Source organism: Ramlibacter henchirensis, from assembly GCF_004682015.1.
GTDB classification, from domain to species: domain Bacteria; phylum Pseudomonadota; class Gammaproteobacteria; order Burkholderiales; family Burkholderiaceae_C; genus Ramlibacter; species Ramlibacter henchirensis.
In genome coordinates this window covers 125,072-151,906 of the sequence record NZ_SMLM01000001.1, presented here as the reverse complement: position 1 = coordinate 151,906, position 26,835 = coordinate 125,072, and the positions used below count along the sequence as shown (strand labels likewise).

Sequence of the window (26,835 nt, the reverse complement as noted above, 5' to 3'; positions counted from 1 at the left end):
ACAAGCGAGGCCTGCGCCGGGCGTCGCTCCCGCGCGTCAGCCGCCGACGTTGCGCATCCAGTCGGCGGTCTGGAAGAAAGACGTGCGCAGTCGCGCGCGCAGCGCCTCGTCGACGCCGACTTCACCCATGGCCTGGTCCATGCAGGCCAGCCACTGGTCGCGCTCCCTGATGCCAATGGAAAACGGCAGGTGCCGCGCGCGCAGGCGCGGATGGCCGAAGCGGTCGGTGTAGTACTGCGGTCCGCCGAGCCAGCCGCACAGGAACCAGAACAGCCGCTGCCGCGCGTTGTCCAGCGTGCTGCCGTGCGTGCCGCGCAGGGCGTCGTAGCCCGGCTCGAGGTCCATCAGGTCATAGAACCGGTCCACCAGCGCGCGGACCTTCTCCTCCCCGCCGATCCACTCGAAAGGGGTGGCGTGCGGTGCTTTTTCCTGGATCTGCATGAGCTGGATTGTCGCCCGCGGCCCACTTGCAATCGCGCCGTAGGGCCATAGCTACCAGGGCATGAACACCCCGATGACCACCCGCCGCAACCTGGTCACGCTGGTGCAGATCCTCGCGAGGATGGAGCGCAGCAGCGTGCCTGTCGATGCCGACCAGTACCGGTCCGTCATCGAGCACCTGAAGGACGAACTGCTGGGCCACCCGCACGACGCGGGGCTCGAGGCGCTGCTGGCCGCGGTGCCGGAATTCGCCGAGCTCTACGAGAACCTGCAGTACGAGTACGCCGGCCTGTGCCGCTCGCCGCTGGAAGCGGGGGTGCGCGCCGAACAGGCGGCGCGCGCGGCCATCGCGGCCGCCGCGCGCAAGGACACGCCGACGGCCTGATCGCCAGGCGCAGCGATCAGCTGCGCTGCTTGCCGCCCGGGCTCTTTTCGGACGTTCCGCCGGCCGACGCCCGCACGTCGCTGGCCTTGTTCGCGGCAGCCTTTTCCGACTGCCGGCGGGCCGGCTTGGCGCTGCTCGCCGTCTTGCTGCCGCTGGCCGCGCGGCCGCGATCGCCGCTGCTGGCGGAAGATTCCTTGGCGGCTTTCCTGGCGGATTTCATCTTCATGGCGCGCTCCGGTGATGCGATCGCTCGCGGAGCGGCCATGATGCGCCGGTCGCGCCATCAGGCGGGCGCCGTCGTTTCGAACGGCGTGTAACAGAAGTCGGCGGGCGTTTTCCGGCGCGGCCGTCTAGGCCGCGTCTTCGCCGCTCTGCTGCTGAAGTTGCCACATCTGCGCATACCGGCCGCCGCGCGCCAGCAGCTGCTGGTGCGTGCCGCGCTCGATGATCCGGCCGGCGTCCATCACCAGGATCTCGTGCGCGTCGATCACGGTGGAGAGCCGGTGCGCGATCAGCAGCGTGGTCTTGTTCTGCGCGGCGCTCTTGAGCTCAGCCTGGATAGCGCGCTCGTTGGCCGAGTCCAGCGCCGAAGTGGCCTCGTCGAAAATCAGGATCGGCGGGTCCTTCAGCAGGGTGCGCGCGATCGCCACGCGCTGCTTCTCGCCGCCCGAGAGCTTCAGCCCGCGCTCGCCCACCATGGTCTGGTACCCCCGGGGCGTGCTCTCGATGAAGGAGTGGATGCGGGCGGCGCGCGCGGCCTCCTCCACCTCGGCCCGGCTCGCGCCCGGGCGGCCGTAGGCGATGTTGTATTCGACGGTGTCGTTGAACAGCACCGTGTCCTGCGGAACGATGCCGATGGCGCGGCGCACGCTGGCCTGCGTGACCTCGCGGATGTCCTGGCCCGCGATGCTGATTCGGCCCTGCTGGACGTCGTAGAAGCGATAGAGCAATCGCGCCAGCGTCGACTTGCCCGAGCCCGAAGGACCCACCACCGCGACCGTCTTGCCGGCCGGGATCTCCAGGCTCACGTCATGCAGGATCACGCGGGCCGGTTCGTAGGCGAAGGTGACGTGCTCGAAGCGCACCGTGGCGTCGCCCGGCCCGAGCGCCAGCGCCAGCGCGCCGGGCTTGTCGGCCACCTCGCGCTCCCGCTCCATCAGCGCGAACATCTTGTCCAGGTCCGTGAGGCTCTGCTTGATCTCGCGGTACAGCACGCCCAAGAAATTGAGCGGGATGTACAGCTGGATCATGAAGGCGTTGATCATGACCAGGTCGCCCAGCGTCATCCGGCCTTCCACCACGCCCTGCGTGGCGCGCCACAGCATGGCCACCAGGCCGATGGCGATGATCAGCTGCTGCCCCGTGTTGAGCATGGACAGCGTGGTCTGCGATTTCAGGCGGGCGCGGCGCAGGCGCTCCAGGCTCTCGTCGTAGCGGCGCGCCTCGAACCCTTCGTTGTTGAAGTACTTGACCGTCTCGTAGTTGAGCAGCGAGTCGATGGCCTTGGTGTGCGCGGCCGAATCGAACTCGTTGGCTTCCTTGCGGAACTTGGTGCGCCACTCGGTCACGCTCACCGTGTAGACGATGTAGATCGCGAGCGCAGTCAACGTGATCCACGCGAACCAGGCGTCGAAGCGCACCGCCAGGATGCCCAGCACCAGCGTCACCTCGATCAGCGTGGGCACGATGCTGTAGAGCGAATAGGAGATCAGCGATTCGATGCCGCGCACGCCGCGCTCGATGTCGCGCGTCATGCCGCCGGTCTGGCGTTCCAGGTGGAAACGCAGCGACAGCGAGTGCAGGTGCTCGAAGGTCTGCAGCGCGATGCTGCGCGCAGCGCCCTGCGTGGCCTTGGCGAACACCAGCTCGCGCAGTTCGGTGAAGAGCGACGTCGACAGCCGCAGCAGCCCGTAGGCCACCAGCAGCCCCATGGGCACGACCAGCACCGCGGCCGCGTCGCCCGGCTTGAAACTCATGGCGTCCACCAGGTGCTTGAGCAGCACCGGCACCCCCACGTTGGCCAGCTTGGCGCCCACCATGAAGGCCAGCGCCGCGACGACACGCCACTTGTACTCCCACAGGTAGGGCAGCAGGCGCTTCAGCGTGGCCCAGTCGGCGCCCTGCTTCGGGGGGGCCGGCTGCGCGGCGGAGGGAACGTAGGAGGATGAGGTGGCTTCGCCAAAGCGGCGCATCGGGGACAATCCAGGCGGTTTGCGAGGAGAGATTGTGCCCACGTCCCCGAATCCCAGCGCCGAGCAGGCCGCTTCCGCGCTCGGCCGCGCCACCCCGCCGAGCGACAAGGAACTGGTCCTCAAGGTGATCCCGATGCCCGCCGACACCAACGGCAACGGCGACATCTTCGGCGGCTGGGTCATGGCCCAGGTCGACCTGGCCGGCTCGGTGATCCCGGCGCGCCACGTGCAGGGTCGCATGGCCACGGTCGCGGTCAACCAGTTCATCTTCAAGCAGCCGGTGCGCGTGGGCGACATCCTGTCCTTCTATGCCAGCGTGACGCGCATCGGCCGCACGTCGATCACGGTGCAGGTCGAGGTCTATGCCGAGCGCTTCCGCGCGCAGGGCCAGTTCGTCAAGGTGACAGAGGCTTCGCTCACCTACGTCGCGATCGACGACCAGGGCAAGCCGCGGCCCGTTCCGAAGCAGGCCTGAACCTCGCAGACGCGCGGACGCGCCGCCCGCCGACAACCCGCCGGCACATCGGGTGCTAATCTCAGCCGCATGACCGACCCGCGCCAGCCGCCCGATCCGCTCCGCTCGCCTTCGCTGGAGCACAAGACGCTGATCTGGCTGGTGGTGGGCTTTTCCGCCGCCTTCCTGCTGGTGCTGTGGCCGCTGACCGGTGCGGTGCTCTGGGCGCTGTTCCTGGCCATCGTGTTCTGGCCGATGCACCAGCGCGTGCGCCGGCGGGTGACCAGGCGGCAGTCGCTCGCGGCCTTCCTCACGCTTCTGACGATCGTGCTGATCGTGATCCTGCCGATGTCCCTGGTCAGCGCGTCGGTGGTGGAGCAGGCTTCCGTCGTCTACCAGAAGATCAAGACCGGCGAGCTGCAACCCGGCCAGTCGCTGCAGCGGGTGATGGACTCGCTGCCCGTGTGGGCCCAGGGGGTGCTGCAGCGGTTTGGCCTGGAGGACATGCCCGCCATCCTGCGGCGAGCCGGCGAGCTCCTGCAGCGCAGCAGCCAGGCGATCACCAGCGGCCTGGTCGGCATCGGCCAGGTGACGCTGGACTTCTTCGTGTCCTTCTTCATCATGCTCTACGTGTTGTTCTTCCTGCTGCGGGACGGCACCGCGTTGACCAACAGGATCGAGCGATCGGTGCCGCTGCAGCCGGAGCAGACGCGCAAGATGCTGACGCAGTTCGTCGCCGTCGTGCGCGCCACCGTCAAGGGCAACGTGGTCGTCGCGCTGGTGCAAGGCGCGCTCGGCGCCATCGCGTTCTGGTACCTGGAGATTCCCGGCCCGATGCTGTGGGGCGCGCTGATGGCGCTGCTGTCCCTGCTGCCGGCGGTGGGCGCGGCGCTGGTCTGGGGGCCGGTGGCGCTCTACCTGATGTTCACCGGCGAACTAGTGGGCGGCGTGGGGCTCACGTTGTGGGGCGTGCTGGTGATCGGCCTGGTGGACAACGTGCTGCGGCCCATCCTGGTGGGCCGCGACACGCGCATGCCGGACTACCTGGTGCTCGTGGCCACGGTCGGCGGCATCAGCCTCTTCGGCCTGAACGGCTTCGTCATCGGCCCGGTGATCGCCGCCATGTTCCTGGTCAGCTGGAACCTGCTGACCGAGGTGCGCCAGCAGACGCCGGATTCACCGGGCTGATCCGCTCAGGAGACGATGTAGGCCGCGGAGCCGGTGCACAGCAGCTTGCCCTGCGCGTCGAAGAATTCCATGCGGGTGGACGCGACACGCGAACCCAACCGCAGCACTTCGCCGCGCAGATCGAAGTGCTCGCCGATCGCCGGACGCAGGTAATCGATGCGCAGGTCGATGGTGCCCAGCTTCGCGAAGCGGTGCAGCCGCGCGAGCGGGGGCTCGTCCATGTGGCGCGAGCCGATCGCCGCCATGCAGGCCAGCCCACCCATCGCGTCCAGCCCCGCCGCCACCGCGCCGCCGTGCAGGCGGTTGTGCAGGAAGTGGCCGACCAGGTCCTTCTTCATGGCGATGCGGCCTTCCACGTGATCGGGCTCCAAGCGCGTGATCTTCAACCCGAGCACGCGGTTGAAGGCGATGCGCTCCTCGAAGATGGCCTTCAGGCCTTCCACGAACTCGGGTTCGAACCCGGCGAAGGCGGACAGGGAGTTGCGCGTCATGCCGCCATTGTCCCGCACGGACTCGACCGTGGAAGCTGTCCGACGCGGGCGCCCGCGTTGCCGGGCCATACTGCCGCAGCAGCGGCCCGGCGGCGCCGGCGGAAAGGATGGACCCGTGAAGAAGACCTACAGCCAGATGCTGGAGGAGATCGAACAGCTCAAGCAGCAGGCCGAAGAGGTGCGCCGCAGGGAGGTCGAGGTCGTCATCGCGCGGATCAAGGACGCCATCGCGTTCTACGGCCTGACGGAGGAGGACCTCGGATTCCGCAAGAAGGTCGAGAAGGCCGCCACGCCTCCGCCGCCCCCTGCTCCCGCGCCGGCCAAGAAGAAGAAGCGCAAGTCGCGGTATACGGAGCGGCCGCTGGCCGGGCCAAAGATCTGAGGCCTTGTTTGACTTACATCAATCCCGCCGCCCGCGCCATCAGCAGCGTCTTCTCCCTCGCATTCCCCGCCAGGTCGGCCGCGCGCAGGAACGCCTCGCGCGCCTCTTCGCGCCGCCCCAGCTTCTCCAGCAAGTCGCCCTGCACGCTCGGCAGCCAGTGGTACTGGCGCAGTGACTTGTCCTCCAGCAGCCGCTCGACGATCGCCAACCCCTGAGCCGGGCCATCCGCCATGCCCACAGCCACCGCGCGGTTGAGCTCCACCACGGGCGAGGGCGCGACCTGCGCCAGCTCACCGTACAGCGCCGCGATGCGCTTCCAGTCGGTGGCGTCGGCGGTGGCCGCGCGCGCATGGCACGCGGCGATGGCGGCCTGCAGCGTGTAGGGCCCGCGCTGCGGCGCAAGGGCTTCGGCCCGCGCCAACGCGGCCAGCCCGCGGCGGATCAGCAGCCGGTCCCAGCGCGAGCGGTCCTGGTCGGCCAGCAGGATCGGGCGCCCTTGCGAATCGGTGCGCGACTTCATGCGCGACGCCTGCAGTTCCATCAGCGCGGCCAGGCCGTGCACCTCCGGCTCCTGCGGCGCCAGCTCCGCCAGCATGCGGCCCAGGCGCAGCGCTTCATCGGTCAGCGCGGGCCGCATCCAGTCTTCCCCCGCGGTGGCGGTGTAGCCCTCGTTGAACACCAGGTAGACCACTTCCAGCACCGACGCCAGGCGCTGCTGCAGTTCCTCGCCGCGCGGCGCCTCGAAAGGCACCTTCGCGTCGCGCAGCTTCTGCTTGGCGCGCACGATGCGCTGGGCGATGGTGGGCTCGGGCACGAGGAAGGCGCGCGCGATCTCGTGCGTGGTCAGCCCGCCCAGCAGCTTGAGGGTGAGGGCCACCCGTGCCTCCGTCGGCAGCACCGGATGGCAGGCGGTGAACATCAGGCGCAGCAGGTCGTCGCCGATCTCGTCCTGCCGGGCCGCGTCGAGCGCTTCGGTGAAGTCCGGCACGATCAGCGCTTCCTGCGCCTCGAGGTCGCGGCCGAGCTCCTCGTGCTTGCGCTGCTGCATCTGCACGTGGCGCAGGTGGTCCAGCGCCCGGTTCTTGGCCGCGGCCATGAGCCAGGCGCCGGGCTTGTCCGGCAGGCCGTCGAGGGGCCAGCGCTCGAGTGCGGAGACCAGCGCTTCCTGCGCCAGTTCCTCCGCGATGGCGACGTCGCGCACCATGCGCGCGACTGTGGCCACCACCTTGGCCGACTCGATGCGCCAGACGGCGGCGATGGTCTGGTGGACCTGCGAGTGCATCGGCGCGCGGTCAGCCCTGCTGCGCCGGCGTTGCCGACGGATTCATCCACACCAGCTCCCACACGTGGCCGTCCGGATCCTCGAAGCCGTGCGCGTACATGAAGCCGTGGTCCTGTGGCGCGTTGGGCGCCGCGCCGCCCCCGGCCAGCGCCTTGCGAACGAGATCGTCCACCTCCTCGCGGCTGTCGCAGCTCAGGCACACCAGCACCTCGGTGGTTTCGCGCGCATTCGCCACGGGCTTCTTGGTGAAGGTCTGGAAGAACGGCTCCACCAGCAGCATGGCGTAGATGTCCTCGCTCACCACCATGCACGCCCCCTTGTCGTTGGTGAACTGCGGGTTGAACGAGAAGCCCAGCGCGGCGAAGAAGGCCTTGGAGCGCTCCAGGTCGCGCACGGGCAGGTTGACGAAGATCTTGCGTGCCATCGGGTGCTCTCCTTTTCTCTCATTCGAACGTGCCGAGCTTGCGGAACCGCTCGGCGCCGTGGATGCCCTTCTGCTCGAAGTGCTCCATCTCGTACAGCGGCCGCACCTCGATCTCGGCGGGACGGCCCTCGCCCATCGGGTTGGGGAAGCGGCGCGCCCATTCCAGCGCCTCCTCGCGGTTGCGCACCTGGATCAGCGTGTAGCCGGCAATCAGCTCCTTGCTTTCGGCATACGGGCCGTCGATCACCTTCTGGCGCGCGCCGTCCCAGCGGACGCGAAAGCCTTCGCTGGAAGGCTGCAGGCCGCTGCCGTCCAGCAGCACGCCGGCCTGGGCCAGCTCCTCGTGATATGCCGCCATGTCCGCCATCAGCTTGTCGACGTCGGGCGGGAAGCGGCCGGCTTCCGTGTCGGCGTTCGCGCGGACCATGATCATGAATCGCATCGCCCTGCCCTCCTTCAGCGGCCCATCGGCAGCGGTTGCAGCATGCTGGAGCGGTTTCCCTCGGTGTCCAGGAAGGCCACATAGGCGCCCACGCCCGGAATGTCCATCGGCTCGCCGAGCACCTGCCCGCCCGCCTCGCCGACCTTGCGCATCGAGTCGCGGATGTCGCGCACGGCGATGACGATGCCGGGGAACTGCGCCGGCATCTCCGCGGTGCGCGTGAAGAAGCCGCCGTTGATCGCGCCTCGCGGCGCATCGGGCCGCGCGTCCTGCTCGGCCGTGGTCACGACCACGTAGTTGCCCATCTCGGGGCCGAACATCTGCGCCTTCCAGCCGAATGCGCGCTCGAAGAAGCGGGCCAGCCGCTCGCGGTCGTCGCAGGGGAGTTCGAAGTGCACGACGGGGTCCATGGCGATCTCCTTTCAGTGCGGGTGATCAGGCATTGACGCGCTCGCACAGCTCCTTCAGCCGCGCCAGCGCCTTCGGGAAGGTGTCCTGCATGAACTGTTCGTAGTCGGGCAGGACGTCGACATCCACCCGCAGCTGCGTGCCGCCGCCCGCGGCCGCTTCGTAGGTGTAGTTCTCGTAGGCCGGCGCCCAGGCCCGGACCTTCTCGCTCGTCGTGTCCTCGACGCCGTCCTTGATCTCGCCCAGGTGGCGGATCGAGACGAACTCATACGGACGGCTCTCGACGATCTCGGACACCATGCCTTCGCCGCTGGGCGTGAGGAACCGGATGCGGTCGCCCTTGTTCCAGCCACCCTCGTAGTACGAGCCCTCGCAGAACGGCTCGGTCCACTGGTTGAAGGTGTCGGGGTCCAGCATCACGGACCAGACCCGCTCGCGCGGGGCGTCGATGCGGATGGGGAAGTGCAGCGTCTTCTTCATCACGTACTCCTTTCCGGTGTTCAACCGAACGCAGCTTTCTCGCGGGGGCGCTGATTGCGCCCTCGATAGCACGACGAAGGAGCGGACCGGAAATCGACAGCCGTCCGGCCCGGGACTAACCCTGAATCGGGCTCAGGTGTAGCAGGGGCCGAGCTTGCGGACCTCGACGGTGGCCCATTCGGCGGCCGGGCATTCGCGTGCGAGGGCGAGCGCCTCTTCGCGCGTCTTGCAGTTGAGCAGGAAGAAGCCGCCGACCATTTCCTTGGCCTCGGCGAACGGCCCGTCGACCAGGCGCGTCTGTCCCGATCGCACCTGGATGCGGGCTGAGTCCTGGTCGGGCGAGCTCAGCGACTCCATGGCCTTGAGCAGCCCGCGCTGCTTGAGCCCGTTGCCCCAGCTCAGCATGCGGTCGAACACCTCGCGCCCCTGCGCTTCGGTGCGCGAGGCGCGCTGTCCGGGTTCTTCCACGATCAGCAGCATGTAGGCCATGGCGGCGCATCCTAGCGCAAGCCCGAGCCCCTGTCCGTCATCGAGGATTCTTCAAGCCCGCTGTCTCGTCAGCATCCGACCGAGCAGGCCCAGCGCGGCGATGACGTAGGCCAGGCCGGCCGGCACCCACATCACCAGGCCGCCGAGTTGCTGGTCTTCCAGCGGGTCCATGCCGAGCGCGGCGGTGGTCGTCAGGTAAGGCGGATACCAAGGCGTTGGCGCCAGGCTCAGAAGCGCGCCGAGCGCCGCCGTGTGTAGCATCGTGGTGAACAGCGACGCGACCGCGACGCCCGTGCCGCGGCCGATGCGCGGGTCCCCGCCGAGCGCCGTCCACCAGAAGAACAGCCCGCTCACCAGGAAAGTCGTGTGCTGCAGCGTGTGCACGCCCTCATGCAGCAGGGCGGCGGTGAACAGTGCGGGCACGTGCCACAGCCACAGCACGGTCGCATGGAGGCACCACGCCATGACCGGTTCCGTCAGCGTCGACCAGGTCGACACCAGCCAGCGCGCCTGCACCGCGCGGCCGATCCGGCGGCGGTTCTTCGAGCCGAACGCCCACGTCCAGGCCGCCAGCGGCCGTCCCAGCACCAGCAGCGGCGCGGCGAGCACCATCAGCAGTTCGTGCTGCAGCATGTGGGCCGAGAAGAGGCGGCCGCCCAGCGAATCCACCGGCGAGACCAGCGCGATGACCAGCGTCAGCCACCCGGTCGTGAAGGCGATGACCGGCGCCTTGCCGATGCCGCGGCCCCAGCCCGCGACGGCCCAGAGCCGCCAGACGCCGCGCGCGTACAGCAGGGCGGAAATCGCCAGCAGCCCGATCACCCACGGGTCGGTGCTCCACTGCCAAAGGGGCGCGGCCGGGGGCAGTCCTTCCCGCGTGTGCGCCCGCGCCGCGATGGGCAGCAGCGCCATTCCGAGCAGGGCACACCTCATCAACGTCTCCCGCGTCGTGCCCCTGCGCTCCGCGCCTCGCGCGCTCCCTTTTCCGAGTGCGGCGGGCGTGTGATTCCCGCTCTTGTGTGTTCAACAGTTTACGGTGGCAGCGCACCTGATTGCGGCATCGCGGCTACCCGGATGGACTACCGCACGGCGCTCTTGGAGCCCATCCGCGCGAACTCAGACCTTGCTGAAATCCGGCTTGCGCTTCTCCATGAACGCGGTGAACGCCTCCCGTGCGGCGGGCTCGCGCAGCATGCGGCTGAAGCTGGCGCCCTCTTCCTGCATCTGCTGCAGCACGGCGGGCAGGTACGGCTTCTTCATCAGCCGCTTGGTTTCCACCAGGCTGGAGAGCGGTTTGGCCGCGAGCTTGCGGGCCTGGGCGTTGGCGTAGGCGTTGGCCTCGGTGGGCGGCAGCACGCGGTTGACGAAGCCGGCCTCCAGCGCCGCTTCGGCCATGAAGGGCTCGCCCATCAGCAGCGCTTCGGCCGCGCGGTGGTAGCCGAACATCTGCGGCACCAGCAGGCTGGAGGCGGCTTCGGGACACAGCCCGAGGTTCACGAACGGCATGGAGAACGCGGCGTTGTCGCCGGCGAAGACCAGGTCGGAATGGAACAGCATCGTCGTGCCCACGCCCACTGCAGGACCGCACACGGCCGCGATCAGCGGCTTCGGAAACTGCGCGATGCCGCCCAGGAACCGGAACACCGGCGAGCCCTCGCCCGAGGGCGGCTGGTTGAGGAAGTCGCCGATGTCATTGCCGGCCGAGAAGATCGTCTCGTGCCCTTGCAGCACCACGACCCGCGTTGCGCTGTCCGACGCCGCGGATTGCAGCGCGTCGGCCATCGCGCCGTACATCGCCGACGTGATGGAGTTCTTGCGCTCCAGCCGGTTGAGCGTGATGGTGAGCACGCCGCCTTCGGCGTGGGTGAGGATGTCCTGTGTCATTGCAAAGCCTCTTTCACGAAGTCGAGCCGGTCCTGCCCCCAGAACATCTGGTCGCCGACGAAGAAGGTGGGCGCGCCGAACACGCCGCGCGCCACCGCCACCTGCGTCACCGTCTTGAGGTTTTCCTTGACCTCGGCGTCCTGGGCCAGCGCCAGCAGGGCCTGCGGATCGAACCCGGCCCGCTGCAGCACCGCGCCGACCTCGGCCGGACCGTTCATGTTGCGGCCCTCGACCCAGATGGCGCGGTACACCGCGTCGCCGTAGGGCAGCAGCTTCGCGGGCTCACGCATCTGCAGGCCGAGCGCGCCGCGCATCAGCGTCAGCGTGTTGATCGGGAAATGCGGGTTGTGGCGGAACTCGACGCCGTAACGGCGGGCGAAGCGGCCGAGGTCCTCGTTCATCCACCGGCTCTTGGCCGGCACTTCCATGGGGGAGCGGTTGCCGGTGGCCTGGAACACGCCGCCCAGCAGCATGGGCTTGTAGTGGACGGCCGCGCCGGTCTCGCGCGCCAGCCGCGGCATCTGCGTCCACGCCAGGTAGGCGGCGGGACTGCCGACGTCGAAATAGAAATCCAGGTCCTTGGCCATCAGAATTTCTCCATCCAGGGTCGAAGGTCGAGCTCGTGGGTCCAGGCGTCGCGCGGCTGGCAGTGGAGCATCCAGTACTGGTCGGCGATGTGCTCGGGATTCAGGATGCCTTCCTGCGACTTGAGCGCGTAGCGTTCGGGGAAGTTGTCGCGGATGAACGCCGTGTCGATGGCGCCGTCGATCACCACATGGGCGACGTGCACGCCGCGCGGGCCGAGTTCGCGCGCCATGCTCTGCGCCAGCGCGCGCAGGGCGTGCTTGGCGCCGGAGAAAGCGGCGAAGTGGGCGCCGCCGCGCATCGAAGCCGTGGCGCCGGTGAAGAGGATCGTGCCGCGGCCGCGCGGCACCATGCGCCTGGCGACTTCCCGCGCGCTCAGGAAGCCGGAGAAGCAGGCCATCTCCCAGACCTTGAAGTAGCGGCGCGCGGTTTCCTCCAGGATGCTGCTGGGCACGTTGGCGCCGATGTTGAACACCAGCACCTCGATCGGGCCGACCTGCGTCTCGATCTGCTCCACCAGCGCGACAACTTCTTCCTCCTTGCGCGCGTCGGTGCCGAAACCGTGGGCCACGCCGCCCGCCGCGCGGATCTCGTCGAGCAGCGGCTGCAGCTTGTCGGCGCTGCGCCGCACGGCGCAGGTGGCGAAGCCCTCGCGGGCGAAGCGGCGCGCGATGGCGCCGCCGGTGGCGTCGCCGGCCCCGATGACGAGCGCGACCTTCTGCATGGCCTACTCCTTGTAGTACATCAGCTGGTGGGTCGTGGCCAGCAGGTCGCCCTGCCGGTTCCACAGCTGCCCCGCCTGGTCGAGGTAGCCGTTGCGGAACCCCTGGCCCTGCGCCTGCGCGAGCACGTAGTCCGTGCCGGTCGCCTGCAGCAGCGTGGAGTCGGCATGGTAGTAGACGGTCATGCTGACGGTGCCGATGGGCACCTGGGTCGCGCGCCGCAGCCACAGGCGTGGAAAGAAGTTGTCCGCCATCGCGGTCAGGGACGCGAAGTCGAGCGGACGATCCGGCGCGTCGCGCAGCCACAGGCGCGTGCGGCTGGAGGGACCGCCCTGGCCCTTCCATTCCGTCGGTACGTTGCCTTCGGCGTAGCGGCGCTCGTAGTGCCGCACCCAGGCCACGCCCCGCGCCGCCTCGCGCGGAAGGTCCTGCGGCGGGGGCACCTGCGGCATCTCGGCCTCGGTGGCGCCCCAGGTCCGGCGCCGCACGGCCGTCATCGCCGTGCCGGTGGCGACGGGCTGGTCGTCCTGGAGCATCTCGACGACCCAGTGCTGCGTGGACCGGTTGGTGCGCGCGGGCCGCGCCCGCACGTGGAACTCGCCGTCCGCGACGGCCGCGGCGAAATTAATGGTGAAGGCCACCAGCTCGCCGAGCCGCTGCGGGTGCAGGAGCACCGCCTGCAGGAGCTGGGCCGCCGTCACGCCGCCGTAGGGGCCGATGAAGTTGGCGTACTCCGCGTGGGTGCGGCCGCGCCACAGGTCGTCGCCGGCCGGCTCCAGCGCGATCGCCTGGTCGAGGACGTGCGGGCTCATGCGGTGCGCTCTCAGACGCGCTCGAAGATGCCGGCGGCCCCCTGGCCCATGCCCACGCACATCGTCACCATGCCGTACTTCAGGTTCTTGCGGCGGAGCGCGTGCACCACGGTTGCGGAGCGGATGGCGCCCGTCGCGCCGAGCGGATGGCCCAAAGCGATGGCGCCGCCCATCGGGTTGACCTTGGCGGGGTCGAGCTTGAGCGTGTCGATGACGGCGAGCGACTGCGCGGCGAACGCCTCGTTGAGTTCGATCCAGTCCAGCTGGTCCTGCTGGAGTCCCGCCGCCTTGAGCGCGGCCGGGATGGCCTCGACCGGGCCGATGCCCATGATGTGCGGCGGCACTCCGCGGCTTGCGTAGCTGACGAAGCGGGCCAGCGGCTGCAGGTTGAAGCGCTTGAGCGCGGCTTCGCTCACCAGGATCAGCGCGCCGGCGCCGTCGGACGTCTGCGAGCTGTTGCCTGCCGTCACCGATCCGCGTGCGGCGAACACCGTCTTGAGCTTGGCCAGGCCTTCCGGCGTGGTGTCCGGCCGCGCGCCTTCATCGAGGTTCACGGTGCGCTTGTCGACGCTGACTTCGGCGGATTCGAGGTCCACCGAACGCTCGGCCACTTCCACCGGCGTGATCTCGTCGGCGAACTCGCCGGCCTGCATCGCCGCGACCGCCTTCATGTGCGACTGGTACGCGAACTGGTCCTGCGCCTCGCGCCCGACCTTCCACTGCTGAGCGACCTTCTCCGCCGTGAGGCCCATGCCGTAGGCAATGCCGTAGCTTTCGATGTCGTCCGGGTTGGAGAAGATGGTGGGCGACAGCGACGGCGAATTGCCCATCATCGGCACCATGCTCATGCTCTCCGTGCCCGCGGCGACCATCACGTCGGCCTCGCCCACGCGGATGCGATCCGCCGCCATCTGCACTGCGGACAGGCCCGAGGCGCAGAAGCGATTGACCGTGATGCCGCCCACGCTCTTGGGCAGGCCGGCGAGCACCGCGCCGATGCGGGCGACGTTCAGGCCCTGCTGCGCTTCGGGGATCGCGCAGCCGCAGACGATGTCTTCGATGGCCTTCGGGTCGAGGTTCGGCACTTGGGCGAGCGCGGAGCGCAACGCCGTGGCGAGGAGGTCGTCGGGGCGCGTGTTGCGGAAATAGCCGCGGTGCGAGCGCCCGATGGGGGTGCGGGTGGCGGCGACGATGTAGGCGTCTTGGATTTGTTTCATGGAAGCCAGCTCCTTTGTGTTCAGCTCCCTCCCCCTCCGGGGGAGGGTTGGGGTGGGGGCGCTCCGGCGCCAATGTGCTGCAGGATGTCCAGCAGCACCCCGTCCAGGTTCGTCATGGGCGCGTTGCAGGGGTAGCGAAGCACCTTGAATCCATTTCCGCGGAAGAACGCATCGCGGCGAGCGTCATACGCGGTCTGCTCCGCGTGCTGCGAGCCATCAAGTTCGATGACGACTTTCGGATCTAAGCAGGCAAAGTCAGCGATGTAAGGTCCGAAAGGATGCTGTCGCCGGAATTTCACGCCAAGCTGCTCCATGCGAAGCCGGGACCACAGCAGCCGCTCCGCGTCTGTCATCTCCCTTCGGAGCGACTGCGCGCGGACATGTGTGAGTGAAGTTGCTTGTTGTCGCATCGGAGCGCCCCCATCCCGGCCTTCCCCCGGAGGGGGAAGGAGAAGGGCGATCAGTTCCGAACAGGATTCCCTGTGCCCAGCATCCCCAAAATCCTCTCCTGCGTCTTCGGATGCTGCACCAGCTCGCAGAACGCCTGCCGCTCCAGCGTCATCAGGTACTCCTCGCTGACCGGCGTGCCCGCATCCACGTCCCCGCCCGTGACCACGTTGGCGATCAGCGAAGCGATGTGGAAGTCGTGGCGGCTGATGAAGCCGCCGTCGCGCATGTTCACCAGCTGGCCCTGGATCGTCGCCTTCCCGCTGCGTCCCGCGACCGGGAACAGCCGCTTGAGCGGCGCGCGCCAGCCGGCGTCGTGCAGGGCCTTGGCCTGCGCGATGGCCACGTACAGCAGCTCGTCCTTGTTCGGCACCATCACGTCGCTGTCCAGCAGGTAGCCGAGCTTGCGCGACTCGATCGCGCTCGTGCCCACCTTCGCCATCGCGGCGGCGGTGAAGCCCTCCGTGAGGAAAGGCAGCAGGTCCTTGTGCGTGCTCTGCGCCATCGCTTCGGCCGCGCGGCGCGCGATGTACGTCAGGCCGCCCGCGCCGGGTACAAGGCCCACACCCACTTCCACCAGGCCGATGTAGCTTTCCATCGCCGCAACGCGGTGCGAGGAGTGGATCGCGAGCTCGCAGCCGCCGCCCAGCGCCATGCCGCGGATCGCCGAGACCACCGGCACCGCCGCATAGCGAAGCCGCAGCATCGTCTGCTGCATGAAGCCTTCTGCGTCCTCGATCGCGGCCACGCCCACGGCCATGAAGGCCGGCAGCATCGACTGAAGGTCGGCGCCGACCGAGAACGGCTCGTCGCCGGACCAGATCACCAGCCCCTGGAAGTCCTTCTCCGCGGTCTCGATCGCCTGCTGCAGGCCTTCGCACACCTCGGGGCTGATGGCGTGCATCTTGGTCTTGAGGCTGGCGACCAGCACTTCGTCGTCCAGCGTCCAGAGGCGGATGTTGGCGTCCTCGTGCAGCGTGCGGCCGGCGGTCTCCCACTTCGGGGCGCCGCTGCCGAGCACGTTTTCGGGGAAGTACTGGCGACGGTGCACGGGCAGCAGCCGGCGTGGCTCGAACTTCTTCGTGGTCGGGTTCCAGGAACCCTCAGGCGTGTGCACGCCACCCGCCTCGGCCACCGGCCCCTTGAACACCCACTCCGGCAGCGGCGCCTTCGACAGTGCACGGCCGGCCTCGATGTCCTCCTGGATCCACTTGGCCACCTGCAGCCAGCCGGCTTCCTGCCAGAGCTCGAAGGGGCCCTGCTTCATGCCGAAGCCCCAGCGCATCGCGAGGTCCACGTCGCGGGCCGTGTCGGCGATCGACGCCAGGTGCACGGCGGCGTAGTGGAAGCTGTTGCGAAGGATGGACCAGAGGAACTGGCCCTGCGGCCCTTCGCTGTGGCGCAGCAGCTTCAGGCGCTCGGCGGCGGGCTTCTTGAGCATGCGGCCGTACACCTCGTCGGCCTTTTCGCCGGCGGGGACGTAGTCCTTGCGGGCCGGGTCGAACCGCAGCACTTCGCGGCCCACCTTCTTGTAGAAGCCGGCCTTGCTCTTCTGGCCCAGGTGGCCCATCTCGAGCAGCGTCTTCAGGACATCGGGTGTCGCGAAGCTGGCGTAGAACGGATCGGTGTCAGCGTTCAGGTTGTCCTGCAGTGTCTTGATCACATGCGCCATCGTGTCCAGGCCCACGACGTCCGCGGTGCGGAAGGTGCCGCTGGACGCGCGCCCCAGCTTCTTGCCGGTGAGGTCGTCCACCACGTCCCAGGTGAGGCCGAACTTCTCCACCTCGCGCATCGTGGCCAGCATGCCGGCGATGCCGACGCGGTTCGCGATGAAGTTGGGCGTGTCCTTGGCGCGCACCACGCCCTTGCCCAACCCGCTGGTGACGAATGTTTCCAGGTCGTCCAGGATCTCGGGCCGCGTCGCCGGCGTGGCGATCAGCTCCACCAGGTACATGTAACGCGGCGGATTGAAGAAGTGGATGCCGCAGAAGCGCGGCTTGATCGCCTCGGGCAGCGCTTGCGAAAGTTTCGTGATCGACAGGCCCGAGGTGTTGGACGCGACGATCGCATGCGGCGCCACGTGCGGCGCGATCTTCCTGTACAGGTCCAGCTTCCAGTCCATGCGCTCGGCGATCGCTTCGATCACCAGGTCGCATTCGCCGAGCAGGGAAAGGTGCTCCTCGTAGTTGGCCTGCTGGATGAGCACCGCGTCTTCGGGCACGCCCAGTGGCGAGGGCTTGAGCTTCTTCAGGCCTTCGACCGCCTTGGTGACGACGCCATTCTTCGGGCCTCCCTTCGCGGGGAGGTCGAAAAGAACGACGGGCACCTTGACGTTGACGAGGTGCGCGGCGATCTGCGCGCCCATCACGCCGGCGCCGAGCACGGCGACTTTCTTCACCTGGAAGCGCCGCGTGGTTTTCTCGTTGTCCTGCCCCGCCGGTGCGGCGGTGCGATCGTCCTGATCCTTGTACATGGAACTCTCCTGTTTCCTACTTCACCCGCACCGGACGGGCCGATCGAGCCGCGCAACTGGAGGCGCTTGCCGCAGTCCTGCGAGCAGGACGGCTCCCCTCACGCGAGCGCCTCTTCCGTGTCCAGCAGGGAGCGCACGCCGGCGCGCGCCGTGCGCATCAGCGTCGCCGTCTCGGGGAACAGGCGGGCGAAGTAGAAGCGCGCCGTCTGCAGCTTGGCCTTGTAGAACGGATCGGTGTTTCCGGCCGCGATCTCGCGCAGCGCCACTTGCGCCATGCGTGCGAAGAAGTAGCCGAACACCAGGTGCCCCAGCACGCGCAGGTAGTCCACCGCTGCGCCGCCGACTTCATCCGGGTTCTGGAACGCCTTGAAGCCGATCTCGGTGGTGAAGCGCGTGAGCTGCTCGCCGAGCATCGCGATCGGGTTGATGAACTCGGCCATCTTCTCGTTGACGCCCTCCTCCTCGACCAGCTGCGCGACCAGCTTGCCGAACTTCCTGAGCGTCGCGCCCTGGTTGCCCAGCACCTTGCGGCCGAGCAGGTCCAGCGACTGCACGGTGTTCGTTCCCTCGTAGATCATGTTGATGCGGTTATCCCGCACGAACTGCTCCATGCCCCACTCGGCGATGAAGCCGTGGCCGCCGAACACCTGCAGGCAGGCGTTGGTGGCGATGTGGCCGTTGTCGGTGAGGAAGGCCTTCACGATCGGCGTGAGCAGCGCCACCATCTCGGCGGCTTCCTTGCGCACCTTCTCGTCGGGGTGGTTCAGCTCGCGGTCGATCAGCAGAGCGCTGTACAGCGAAAGCGCCCGGCCGCCTTCGGCGTACGCCTTGGCCGTGAGCAGCATCTTGCGCACGTCGGGGTGCACGATGATCGGATCGGCCGGCTTGTCCTTGGCCTTGGGGCCGGACAGAGAGCGCATCTGGATCCGGTCCTTCGCGTAGGCCAGCGCGTTCTGAAAGGCCACTTCGGTCAGCCCCAGCGACTGCATGCCGACGCCCAGGCGCGCGGCGTTCATCATCACGAACATCGCCTGCAGGCCCTTGTTCGGCTCGCCCACCAGCGTGCCGACGGCGCCATCCAGCACGATCTGCGCCGTGGCATTGCCGTGGATGCCCATCTTGTGCTCGAGGCCACCGCACCAGATGCCGTTGCGCTGGCCGAGGGAGCCGTCCGGGTTGACCAGGAACTTGGGCACGATGAACAGGCTGATGCCCTTGCTGCCCTGCGGCGCGTCGGGCAGGCGGGCCAGCACCAGGTGCACGATGTTGGAGACCAAGTCGTGCTCGCCGGCCGAGATGAAGATCTTGTTGCCGGTGATCTTGTAGGTGCCATCCGACTGGGGCTCGGCCTTGGTGCGCAGCAGGCCCAGGTCGGTGCCGCAGTGCGGCTCGGTCAGGCACATGGTGCCCGTCCACTCGCCGCTGGTGAGCTTGGGCAGGTACATCTTCTTCTGCTCGGGCGTGCCGTGCTCATGCAGCGCCTCATAGGCGCCGTGCGTCAGGCCCGGGTACATGGTCCAGGCCTGGTTGGCCGAGTTGAGCATCTCGTAGATGGCCTGGTTGACCACGATGGGCAGGCCCTGGCCGCCGTACTCCGGGTCGGCCGAGAGCGCGGGCCAGCCGCCTTCGACGTACTTGGCGTAGGCCTCCTTGAAACCCTTGGGCGTCGCGACCTCGTGCGTCTTCGGGTCGAGCTTGCAGCCTTCCGTGTCGCCGGTCTGGTTGAGCGGGAAGGTCACCTCGCTGGCGAACTTGCCGCCCTCTTCCAGGATGGCATTGATGGTCTCCTCGTCCACCTCGGCGTGGGCGGGCATGGCCTTGTACTCGTCGGCGACCTTGAGCACTTCGTGCATGACGAACTGCAGGTCGCGCAGGGGCGGGGTGTAGGTGGGCATCTGCGGATCACTCCTTGGTGGCAGGTTTGGGCGTGCGTTGCGCGCGGGCGGCGGCTTTCGCGCCCGGCTCGGCGCCATAGCGGCGCAGGATGTTGTCGAAGCCCGCGTTGGCGCGGGCTATCGAGCCGGGATTCTTCAGGAAGCGCGCTTCGTAGTGCAGCGCGAGGATCAGGCCGTGGATCTCGAAGAGCATCTGCTCTTCATCCACGTCGGCACGCAGGTGGCCCTCTTCCTTGGCGCCGGTGATCGCCCGCTTCATCGCGGAATGCCAAGCCATCACGGAGCTGGCCAGCGCGTCGCGCACCGGGCCGGGCCGGTCGTCGAACTCCACGGCGCCGCTGATGTAGATGCAGCCCGAATCGATCTCGACCGAGGTGCGCTTCATCCAGTTGGCGAACATTGCGCGCAGGCGCGGCAGCCCGCGAGGGGCCTGGAGCGCCGGGTAGAACACTTCTTCCTCGAAGCGCGTGTGGTACTCGCGGACGACCGAGATCTGCAGCTCCTCGCGCGAGCCGAAGTGGGCGAACACGCCCGATTTGCTCATCTGCGTGACCTCGGCCAGCGCGCCGATGGACAGGCCCTCCAGCCCGATCTGGGTGGCCAAGCCGAGGGCGGCGTCGATGATGGCGGCCTTGGTCTGCTGGCCCTTCTGCATGGCGCGGCCCTCGCGGGCGAGGCGCGACTTGAGGGGCAGTTCGGTGACGGACATGGCGGGCAAAAAAATACGAACGGTCGTTCTATTTTGCAGGATTTCTGGGCGGCGGCAATGGGGTCGGCGCAAATTTCCTGGCTTGTCCTGCGACGCGCGAGCTGCGGCGGAGCTGCGAATGCGCCGCAGCAGCGGCCTTGCAGCTATCGTGCGGCATGCAGGTCGCGGGTCCGCGCGGCCCTGCAGCGCAGCCGCCGCCAAGGTCGTCCATGAGCCGCTTCGTCCAGGAAATCCGCTTCGCCCCGTCCACAGGCGGCGCCTCGATCGCCTATGCGACGAGCGGGCGCGGCTGGCCGCTGGTGCGCGCGGGCCACTGGATGACGCATCTGGAATGGGACTGGCAGATGCCGGTCTGGGGGCCCTGGATCGAAGCGCTGAGCACCCGCTACCGGCTCATCCGCTACGACAACCGGGGCTGCGGCCTGTCTTCCGCCGCCACGGAGCCGGTGCTGCTCGAGACGCTGGTGACGGACCTCGCCGCGGTGATCGATGCCGCCGGGCATGAGCGGGTCGCGCTGCTCGGCGCCTCGCAGGGCGGCGCGGCCGCGATCGCGTACGCGGCGGCGAACCCGCATCGCGTCAGCCACCTCGTGCTGTGCGACGCGTTCGCGCGCGGGGCGCTCGTGCGCCAGCCGGGGCAGCGCCCGATGATCGACGCGCTTGCCAGGCTGGTGGAGGACGGCTGGGGCCAGGACAACGCGGCTTTCCGGCAGGTCTTCACCACCCAGTTCTTTCCGGGCGCCAGCCAGGAGCAGGCAAAAGCATTCAACGACATGCAGCGGCTGTCCTGCTCGCCGGCGCAGGCGGCACGCATCGTGAGTGGGTTCGCGGAGATCGATGCCTCGCCCCACCTTGCGGCGCTGCGCTGCCCGACGCTGGTGATGCATTGCCGCGGCGATGCCCGCATCCCGTTCGAGGAGGGGCGATTCCTCGCCGCGAACATCGCCGGCGCGCGCTTCGAAATCCTCGACTCGATCAACCACGTCCCGCTCGCGGGCGAGCCGGCGTTCGACCGCATGATGGCCCTGATCGACGGCTTCCTTCCCGGTTCCGCGGGCGGCGCAGGCGAGCCGGCCTTCGCCGGCCTGAGCGCGCGGGAGCGCGACCTGCTGGAGCTGCTCGCGCAAGGTCTGGACAACGCGCAGATCGCCGCGCGCTTGGGCCTGGCCGAGAAGACCGTGCGCAACAACGTCTCGGCGCTGTTCACCCGGCTCGAGGTGGAGAACCGCGCGCAGGCGATCGTGCGTGCGCGTCAGGCCGGTTTCGGCATCGGCTGAGCAAGCCGCGGGACGGCGGTCCCGGGTCCGCGACCGAGTGCTGCCCGACCGTAGGACTCGCGTCCCGCGACGGCGCGCGCTGCGGCGTCTTCAATGAGCCCATGGTTCAAAGGAGATCGCCATGAGCACACAAGCCCAGTCCCGCGCCGCCCGCAAGCTGTCCGTCCACGTCGACGAGCACGGAGGCTTTCACGTCATCCAGCTGGGAGAGGCGTTGCCGAAGCCCGCCGCGATCAGCCTGCGCGAGCAGACGGAACGCCAGGCGGCCCGGCTGCGGCAGCAGGCCGTCGACGAGGCCGCGGTCCAGGTCGGCCGCTGGACGTTGAGCATGGCGGCGCTGTGCGCCGCGGCCCTTCGCAGGGGAGAGGCGGAAGGGCGCGGCGCACCCCGCGAAACGTACGTCAGCTCTTGAAGGCGACGACTTCCTGCCGCTGTTCGCCCCTGATGCGGCAACCCAAGGCCGGGCCGTTCCCCTCGCGGGACCTTATGCACTGACCGGGCTGCTTCCCGGCCCCAATGATCGCGCGTCGCCTTGCTGTCGAGGTGGCACTTTCATTGGAGCCATGGAATGCAAAGAACTTCCCGATCTAGATTGGCAGCGCTGGGTGCTGTCTTCCTGTGCGTAGCGATTGCAGCCTGCGGAGGTGGAGGCGGGGGCCAAGATCCTGTCTCTCCGCCTGTGGCCGGGCCGCCGCCCGCACCACCTGCACCGCCAGCACCTCCGCTTGCAAGTACAGCCTACCTTCTCTACCGAAACAAAGTCGAGGTATGCAAGATCGCAAGCAGCGGCGCGCTGGTCGACTGTGCCGACGCGGGAGTTTCGGGATTCGAGTTCATGACCGCGATGGCGGTTTCGGGGGGCCACGCCTACATCATCAACCACAGTCAGCTCGGTGTTGCGCTCATTCGCTGCAGCATTGCGGCCGAGGGGACACTTTCCGGCTGCGCCGACACTGGTGTGACAGGTCTTGTGGACAACTATGGGATGACGGCCCATGGGTCGAATCTGTACATCGCGAGCTATCGCGCACCTCATGTCCGCAAGTGCGAAATCGGCGACGACGGATCAGTGGCCGCTTGCGGCGATGCCGGATTTCCGCAGGCGATGGCGGTCATGGTGGAAGACATCCGGCTCGTGGATTCGACCGCGTACATATTGGACTATGACCTCCAGCAGGTCTCCACGTGTGCGGTGCTGCCCAACGGCTCTCTGTCTGCTTGTAAAGACGCAGGCGCCACGGGGCTTGTGGAGCCTTCGGGTTTCGCCATCAGCGGAAACCACATGTACCTTACGAATGGGGCTGACGACGTCGTCCGCTGCATCATCGACGGAGACGGCTCCCTCACGGATTGCAGGGGCGCCGGCACTGATGGGTTCGCGTACGCCACCCAAGTCGCAGTCCGGGGCTCCACTGTCTATATCACCGATGGCGATGAAGCTGACGTCACTATTTGCCCCGCCGGGAGCGACGGGCTTCTGACTGGCTGCTCAGTGATTCAGGGTGGGACAGATGCCGCCCTCAACAGCATCGTGCTCAGGTAAGTGCGTCCTGGCTGAGCGCGCCGCGCCCGGCCAGGAGCAGCACCAAGGCGATGGGCTCAGGCCTTGAATCCCACCACTTCCTGCCGCTGCTCGCCCAGCCCTTGGATGCCCAGGGTCATCACATCACCCTTCTTCAGGTACATCGGCGGCTTCATCCCGAGCCCGACGCCGGGCGGCGTGCCGGTGGTGACCACGTCGCCGGGCAGCAGCGTCATGAACTGGCTCACGTAGCTCACCAGCGTGGCGCAATTGAAGATCATGGTCTTCGTGTTGCCCGTCTGCATGCGCTTCCCGTTCAGGTCGAGCCACATGTCCAGCCGCTGGACGTTCTCGATCTCATCGGGCGTCACCAGCCAGGGGCCGATCGGGCCGAAAGTGTCGCAGCCCTTGCCCTTGTCCCATTGCGGCCCGCGCTCGAGCTGGTACTCGCGCTCGCTCACGTCGTTGACGAGCGTGTAGCCGGCCACGAACGACAGCGCGTCCTTCTTGGACACGTAGCGCGCGCGCGTGCCGATGACCACGCCCAGCTCCACTTCCCAGTCGCTCTTGACCGAGCCCTTGGGCAGCATGACCGGGTCGTTCGGCCCCTGGATGCAGCTCGTGGCCTTCATGAAGACGATCGGCTCCTTGGGGATCGGCGCGTTCGACTCGGCGGCGTGGTCGGCGTAGTTCAGGCCGATGGCGATGAACTTGCCGATGCCGTTGACCGGGCAGCCCATGCGCGGCTTGCCTCGCACCAGCAGCAGCTTGGCGGGATTGGCCTTGCGGATGCGAGCCAAGCCCGCCTGGCCGAGTTGCTCGGGGCCGATGTCCGGCACCACGCCGCTCAGGTCGCGCAGCTTGCCTTCGTCGTCGATCAGGCCCGGCTTCTCGCGGCCCGGGTTGCCATAGCGCACCAGCTTCATGTTCGTTCTTCCTTTCGTGTGTTGTTCGTTCGTGGAATCAGTCCGTGCGCGTGAACGCCCGGAGCCGGAAATCGAGGAGGTTCAAATCGTGATGCCGCCGTCCACGGCGTATGCCTGGCCCGTGACGAACACCGACTCGTCGCTGGCGAGGAAGACGACCAGCGGGGCGATCTCCGGCGCCTGCGCGAGGCGCCCCACCGGCTGGCGCGCGATGAAGGCCTTGCGCGCGGCCACCGGGTCGGGCTGCGCGTTGATGCGGTCCTGCAGCGAAGGCGTGTCGACCGTGCCGGGGCAGATCGCATTGCAGCGGATGCCGTCGGCCACGTAGTCGGCGGCCACGCTCTTGGTCAGGCCGATCACCGCGGCCTTGGTGGTGCCGTAGATGAAGCGGTTGGGCAGGCCCTTGATGCTGCTGCACACGCTGGCCATGTTGATGATGCTGCCGCCGCGGCCCTGCGCCAGCATCTTCGGCAGCGCGGCCTGGATGGCCCAGAACTGCGACCGCACGTTCAGGTTGAGCGCGAAGTTCCACTCCTCGTCCGTCGCCTGCTGGATGCTGCCGCTGTGCACGTAGCCGGCGCAGTTGAAGAGCACGTCGATCGCCGGCATCTCGCCGATCACGCGCTGGATGGCCGCCTTGTCCAGCACGTCCAGTGTGACGGCACGGATGCGCTCGTGCCCCTCGTACGCCGACAGCAGGGAAGCGTTCACGTCGGTCGCCCACACCTGGGCGCCCTCGGCCGCGAGCGCCAGCGCGCTGGCGCGGCCGATGCCCTGGCCCGCGGCGGTGACGAGGGCGGTCTTGTTCTTCAATCGCACGGAAGGCTCCTGGCGCGGGTCGGGTTTTGCCGGATGCCGCGCATCCGGATTGGCCCGATCCTAATTGGCCTGACCACTTGGCCAATCAGCACAAGTCCCTAGCCATGCCTCTGCAAGCCGTCGAATCCCAGCGCCTGTACCGGCAGATCGCCGAGCAGCTGCGCGGACTCATCGCGCAGGGCGAGTTCGGCGCGGGCAGCAGGCTGCCTGCGGAGCGCGACCTGGCGCGCCAGCTCGGCGTGAGCCGACCCTCGGTGCGCGAAGCGCTGATCGCGCTCGAGGTCGAGGGCTGGGTCGAGGTGCGCGTCGGTTCCGGCATCTACGCCCGGCCGCAGCACGTCAACGGCAACGGGCGCGTCAACGGCCACGGAGCCCATGCCGCCGCCGGCGAATGGGGCCCGCTGGAACTGATGAAGGCGCGCGAACTGGTCGAAGGCGAAGTGGCCGCGCTGGCCGCCCGCCACGCCCGCAAGGCGCAGGTGGCCGCGATGGCGGCTGCACTCGAGCAGATGCGCGAAGACGCGGAGGCCGGGGTGATCCCGCGCCGCGGCGACGAGGCTTTCCACATCGCGATCGCCGACGCCTGCGCCAACGAGGTGCTGCGCGACACCGTGCTGGGCTACTGGCACGCCCGCGGCGGCGCGCTGTTCGAGCGCATGAGCGGCTACTTCGAGAACCCGGCGTCGTGGAGCGCCGCGCTGGAAGAACACGAGGGCGTGCTGGAGGCGGTCCGCGACCGCGATGCGGCCGCCGCGCGCGACGCGATGCACCACCACCTGCAGCGAGCCTACAAACGTTACAGCGCGAGCTGGCGCCGCGCCAACAACAGTTCCTGACGCCAGAACCACCACCCTAGGAGACAAGCGAATGAGCAAGCGCCTCACCCTGAAACTGATCGCGGCCTGCGCCCTGGCCGCCGCCGCCGCGGCACCCGCCATGGCGCAGACCAAGCTCAAGTGGGCCCACGTCTACGAGACGTCCGAGCCGTACCACAAGTGGTCGGTGTGGGCCGGCGAGGAATTCAAGAAGCGCACCAACGGCAAGTACGAGATCCAGGTGTTCCCCGCTTCCAGCCTGGGCAAGGAAAGCGACATCAACCAGGGTCTGCAGCTGGGCACGGTGGACATCATCCTGACCGGCGCTTCCTTCGCCGCCACCTCGTTCCCGCGGCTGGCCGTGAGCTACTACCCGTTCACCTTCCGCGACGCCGACCACGTCGTGAAGTACAGCAAGAGCGACGTGTTCAAGGAGCTGACCGAGGGCTACAAGAAAGCTACCGGCAACACCGTCACCGCCCTCACCTACTACGGCGCGCGCCACGCCACCAGCAACAAGCTGTTCAAGAGTTGCGACGAGATGAAGGGCCTCAAGATCCGCGTGCCGGACGCGCCCGCCTACACCGCGCTGCCGCGCGCGTGCGGCGCCAACCCGACGCCGATCGCGTTCGCCGAGGTGTACCTCGCGCTTCAGAACGGCACCGTCGACGCGCAGGAGAACCCGCTGCCCACCATCGAGGCCAAGAAGTTCTACGAGGTGCAGAAGAACATCATCCTGACCGGCCACATCGCCGACTCGCTGCTCACCGTGGTCTCGCCCACCCTCATGGGCAAGCTCACGCCGGCGGAGCAGAAGATCCTGGCCGAGGTGACGCAGGAAGCGGCGGAGAAGGCCACCAACGACATCCGCAAGCGCGAAGGCGAGCTGGTGGACGAGTTCAAGAAGAAGGGCATCAACGTCGTGACCGTCGACCGCAACGACTTCCAGCAGCGCGTGCTCAAGGCCATCACGTTCGAGTCCATGAAGCTGGACAAGAAGGACTGGGACCGCGTGGTCGGGCTCAAGTGAGCCAGACACCGCTGCAAGGGGTCGGCCCCGGTTCCCTGGGCGGGCAGCCTGTCGTCGCGGGTGGCAGCACCATCGACGACATGCCGCCCGTGATGGGCGCGGACGGCGAGTTCCATGCGCAGGACGAGGCGGTGGTGCTTTCCGGCACCGCCCCCGAGGCCTGGGTGGCGCTCGCCTTCTTCTGGGTCCTGGGAGGGGTGGTCCTGTACCAGTTCGTCACCCGCTACGTTTTCAACGACTCGGCGGCCTGGACCGAGGAAATCGCGCGCTACCTGCTCATTGCGACGGTCTTCACCGGCGCGACGATCGGCGTGATCAAGAACAACCACATCCAGGTGGACTTCTTCTACCGCTACATGCCGCGCCGGTTCGCGCGCGGCCTGGCCACAGCCGTCGACATCGCCCGGATCGTCTTCTTCGCGGCCGCCTCCGTGCTCACCGTGCTGATGATGCTCAAGCTGGGCAGCAATTCGCGCATGACGATGGTGGACCTGCCGATGAACTGGGTGTACGGCGTGTGCCTGGTGGGCTTCATGGCCATGGCGTTCCGGTCCGTGCTCGTGATGCGCAACCACCTGCGGCGCGGCTACTCGGTGCTGGAGCGGCCCGAGAGCGCTTTCGAGGACCACCGCTGACGCGGCACC

Annotated in this window: 32 protein-coding genes; 10 read left to right on the top strand and 22 right to left on the bottom strand. The window is 68.2% G+C overall.

Annotation, left to right across the window (positions count from 1 at the left end; genetic code table 11):
* Positions 1-36: 36 nt before the first annotated feature.
* Entirely contained in the window at positions 37-441 is a 405-nt protein-coding gene (locus tag EZ313_RS00760) for a group II truncated hemoglobin (RefSeq protein WP_135261323.1), read from the bottom strand.
* Between the two features lie 61 nt (positions 442-502).
* On the opposite strand from EZ313_RS00760, the gene EZ313_RS00755 reads away from it, so the two are divergent.
* Complete coding sequence (locus EZ313_RS00755; RefSeq protein WP_135261322.1) at positions 503-826, top strand: hypothetical protein; 324 nt, start codon at positions 503-505, stop codon at positions 824-826.
* A gap of 16 nt (positions 827-842) precedes the next feature.
* On the opposite strand, the gene EZ313_RS00750 is transcribed toward EZ313_RS00755, so the two are convergent.
* Both EZ313_RS00750 and EZ313_RS00745 read right to left on the bottom strand, forming a co-directional pair.
* Positions 843-1,052, bottom strand: a complete 210-nt coding sequence (locus EZ313_RS00750) for a hypothetical protein (RefSeq protein ID WP_135261321.1) — start codon at positions 1,050-1,052, stop codon at positions 843-845.
* A 124-nt stretch (positions 1,053-1,176) separates the two neighbouring features.
* Positions 1,177-3,018, bottom strand: coding sequence for an ABCB family ABC transporter ATP-binding protein/permease (locus tag EZ313_RS00745; RefSeq protein ID WP_135261320.1), 1,842 nt, complete (start codon positions 3,016-3,018; stop codon positions 1,177-1,179).
* A gap of 112 nt (positions 3,019-3,130) precedes the next feature.
* Here EZ313_RS00745 and EZ313_RS00740 point away from each other — a divergent pair, with 112 nt between their 5' ends.
* Positions 3,131-3,493: an acyl-CoA thioesterase gene (locus tag EZ313_RS00740; protein WP_240788602.1), complete on the top strand. Its 363-nt coding sequence runs from the start codon at positions 3,131-3,133 to the stop codon at positions 3,491-3,493.
* 69 nt (positions 3,494-3,562) lie between these two features.
* Positions 3,563-4,660 carry an AI-2E family transporter gene (locus tag EZ313_RS00735; protein WP_135261319.1) on the top strand — a complete coding sequence of 366 codons (1,098 nt, stop codon included), beginning with the start codon at positions 3,563-3,565 and terminating at the stop codon, positions 4,658-4,660.
* A 5-nt stretch (positions 4,661-4,665) separates the two neighbouring features.
* Here the strand turns inward: EZ313_RS00735 and EZ313_RS00730 are convergent, their stop codons facing one another.
* On the bottom strand, positions 4,666-5,151 hold the full coding sequence (locus tag EZ313_RS00730) for a thioesterase family protein (RefSeq protein ID WP_135261318.1): 486 nt from the start codon (positions 5,149-5,151) through the stop codon (positions 4,666-4,668).
* A gap of 115 nt (positions 5,152-5,266) precedes the next feature.
* Between EZ313_RS00730 and EZ313_RS23135 the strand changes: the two genes are divergently transcribed.
* Positions 5,267-5,533 carry an H-NS family nucleoid-associated regulatory protein gene (locus EZ313_RS23135; protein ID WP_167772454.1) on the top strand — a complete coding sequence of 89 codons (267 nt, stop codon included), beginning with the start codon at positions 5,267-5,269 and terminating at the stop codon, positions 5,531-5,533.
* 13 nt (positions 5,534-5,546) lie between these two features.
* Here EZ313_RS23135 and EZ313_RS00720 read toward each other — a convergent pair whose 3' ends face one another.
* From EZ313_RS00720 to EZ313_RS00645, 16 genes are all read right to left on the bottom strand, one after another.
* On the bottom strand, positions 5,547-6,815 hold the full coding sequence (locus EZ313_RS00720; RefSeq protein ID WP_135261316.1) for an RNA polymerase sigma factor: 1,269 nt from the start codon (positions 6,813-6,815) through the stop codon (positions 5,547-5,549).
* 10 nt (positions 6,816-6,825) lie between these two features.
* Positions 6,826-7,239: a VOC family protein gene (locus EZ313_RS00715; RefSeq protein ID WP_135261315.1), complete on the bottom strand. Its 414-nt coding sequence runs from the start codon at positions 7,237-7,239 to the stop codon at positions 6,826-6,828.
* 19 nt (positions 7,240-7,258) lie between these two features.
* Positions 7,259-7,681 (bottom strand): YciI family protein, encoded by a 423-nt coding sequence (locus EZ313_RS00710; RefSeq protein ID WP_135261314.1) that lies wholly within the window; start codon positions 7,679-7,681, stop codon positions 7,259-7,261.
* Between the two features lie 14 nt (positions 7,682-7,695).
* Positions 7,696-8,091: a VOC family protein gene (locus EZ313_RS00705; protein ID WP_135261313.1), complete on the bottom strand. Its 396-nt coding sequence runs from the start codon at positions 8,089-8,091 to the stop codon at positions 7,696-7,698.
* Positions 8,092-8,116: 25 nt separating this feature from the next.
* Complete coding sequence (locus EZ313_RS00700; protein WP_135261312.1) at positions 8,117-8,569, bottom strand: SRPBCC family protein; 453 nt, start codon at positions 8,567-8,569, stop codon at positions 8,117-8,119.
* Positions 8,570-8,701: 132 nt separating this feature from the next.
* On the bottom strand, positions 8,702-9,058 hold the full coding sequence (locus EZ313_RS00695; protein ID WP_135261311.1) for a YciI family protein: 357 nt from the start codon (positions 9,056-9,058) through the stop codon (positions 8,702-8,704).
* A 51-nt stretch (positions 9,059-9,109) separates the two neighbouring features.
* Positions 9,110-9,991 (bottom strand): cytochrome c oxidase assembly protein, encoded by an 882-nt coding sequence (locus tag EZ313_RS00690; protein ID WP_135261310.1) that lies wholly within the window; start codon positions 9,989-9,991, stop codon positions 9,110-9,112.
* Positions 9,992-10,174: 183 nt separating this feature from the next.
* Complete coding sequence (locus tag EZ313_RS00685) at positions 10,175-10,942, bottom strand: enoyl-CoA hydratase (RefSeq protein ID WP_135261309.1); 768 nt, start codon at positions 10,940-10,942, stop codon at positions 10,175-10,177.
* Positions 10,939-11,529, bottom strand: a complete 591-nt coding sequence (locus EZ313_RS00680) for a 2-hydroxychromene-2-carboxylate isomerase (RefSeq protein WP_135261308.1) — start codon at positions 11,527-11,529, stop codon at positions 10,939-10,941. The genes EZ313_RS00685 and EZ313_RS00680 overlap by 4 nt, the downstream gene beginning before the upstream one ends.
* A complete protein-coding gene (locus tag EZ313_RS00675; RefSeq protein WP_135261307.1) occupies positions 11,529-12,251 on the bottom strand; it encodes an SDR family oxidoreductase in 723 nt (240 codons plus the stop codon). The genes EZ313_RS00680 and EZ313_RS00675 overlap by 1 nt, the downstream gene beginning before the upstream one ends.
* A gap of 3 nt (positions 12,252-12,254) precedes the next feature.
* Entirely contained in the window at positions 12,255-13,061 is an 807-nt protein-coding gene (locus EZ313_RS00670) for an acyl-CoA thioesterase (RefSeq protein WP_205960305.1), read from the bottom strand.
* Between the two features lie 11 nt (positions 13,062-13,072).
* Positions 13,073-14,278, bottom strand: a complete 1,206-nt coding sequence (locus EZ313_RS00665; protein WP_135261306.1) for an acetyl-CoA C-acyltransferase — start codon at positions 14,276-14,278, stop codon at positions 13,073-13,075.
* A 20-nt stretch (positions 14,279-14,298) separates the two neighbouring features.
* Positions 14,299-14,631, bottom strand: a complete 333-nt coding sequence (locus EZ313_RS00660; RefSeq protein ID WP_240788493.1) for an endonuclease domain-containing protein — start codon at positions 14,629-14,631, stop codon at positions 14,299-14,301.
* A 107-nt stretch (positions 14,632-14,738) separates the two neighbouring features.
* Positions 14,739-17,198, bottom strand: a complete 2,460-nt coding sequence (locus tag EZ313_RS00655) for a 3-hydroxyacyl-CoA dehydrogenase/enoyl-CoA hydratase family protein (RefSeq protein WP_135261304.1) — start codon at positions 17,196-17,198, stop codon at positions 14,739-14,741.
* 98 nt (positions 17,199-17,296) lie between these two features.
* The gene (locus EZ313_RS00650) at positions 17,297-19,093 is read right to left on the bottom strand and encodes an acyl-CoA dehydrogenase C-terminal domain-containing protein (protein WP_135261303.1); all 1,797 of its coding nucleotides are present in this window, start codon (positions 19,091-19,093) and stop codon (positions 17,297-17,299) included.
* A 7-nt stretch (positions 19,094-19,100) separates the two neighbouring features.
* Positions 19,101-19,802 carry a TetR/AcrR family transcriptional regulator gene (locus EZ313_RS00645; RefSeq protein ID WP_135261302.1) on the bottom strand — a complete coding sequence of 234 codons (702 nt, stop codon included), beginning with the start codon at positions 19,800-19,802 and terminating at the stop codon, positions 19,101-19,103.
* A 209-nt stretch (positions 19,803-20,011) separates the two neighbouring features.
* Here EZ313_RS00645 and EZ313_RS00640 point away from each other — a divergent pair, with 209 nt between their 5' ends.
* The 3 genes from EZ313_RS00640 (at position 20,012) to EZ313_RS00630 (ending at position 22,622) form a co-directional block, all read left to right on the top strand.
* Entirely contained in the window at positions 20,012-21,079 is a 1,068-nt protein-coding gene (locus EZ313_RS00640; protein WP_135261301.1) for an alpha/beta fold hydrolase, read from the top strand.
* A 121-nt stretch (positions 21,080-21,200) separates the two neighbouring features.
* Positions 21,201-21,491 (top strand): hypothetical protein, encoded by a 291-nt coding sequence (locus EZ313_RS00635; RefSeq protein WP_135261300.1) that lies wholly within the window; start codon positions 21,201-21,203, stop codon positions 21,489-21,491.
* Between the two features lie 423 nt (positions 21,492-21,914).
* A complete protein-coding gene (locus EZ313_RS00630) occupies positions 21,915-22,622 on the top strand; it encodes a hypothetical protein (RefSeq protein ID WP_135261299.1) in 708 nt (235 codons plus the stop codon).
* 56 nt (positions 22,623-22,678) lie between these two features.
* Here the strand turns inward: EZ313_RS00630 and EZ313_RS00625 are convergent, their stop codons facing one another.
* Both EZ313_RS00625 and EZ313_RS00620 read right to left on the bottom strand, forming a co-directional pair.
* Positions 22,679-23,527: a fumarylacetoacetate hydrolase family protein gene (locus EZ313_RS00625; protein WP_135261298.1), complete on the bottom strand. Its 849-nt coding sequence runs from the start codon at positions 23,525-23,527 to the stop codon at positions 22,679-22,681.
* Between the two features lie 81 nt (positions 23,528-23,608).
* On the bottom strand, positions 23,609-24,346 hold the full coding sequence (locus tag EZ313_RS00620; RefSeq protein WP_135261297.1) for an SDR family oxidoreductase: 738 nt from the start codon (positions 24,344-24,346) through the stop codon (positions 23,609-23,611).
* Between the two features lie 104 nt (positions 24,347-24,450).
* Here EZ313_RS00620 and EZ313_RS00615 point away from each other — a divergent pair, with 104 nt between their 5' ends.
* From EZ313_RS00615 to EZ313_RS00605, 3 genes are all read left to right on the top strand, one after another.
* Entirely contained in the window at positions 24,451-25,182 is a 732-nt protein-coding gene (locus EZ313_RS00615) for a FadR/GntR family transcriptional regulator (protein ID WP_135261296.1), read from the top strand.
* Positions 25,183-25,213: 31 nt separating this feature from the next.
* Positions 25,214-26,191: a sialic acid TRAP transporter substrate-binding protein SiaP gene (locus EZ313_RS00610; RefSeq protein ID WP_135261295.1), complete on the top strand. Its 978-nt coding sequence runs from the start codon at positions 25,214-25,216 to the stop codon at positions 26,189-26,191.
* Positions 26,192-26,271: 80 nt separating this feature from the next.
* Positions 26,272-26,826 carry a TRAP transporter small permease gene (locus tag EZ313_RS00605; RefSeq protein WP_135263508.1) on the top strand — a complete coding sequence of 185 codons (555 nt, stop codon included), beginning with the start codon at positions 26,272-26,274 and terminating at the stop codon, positions 26,824-26,826.
* Positions 26,827-26,835: the final 9 nt, after the last annotated feature.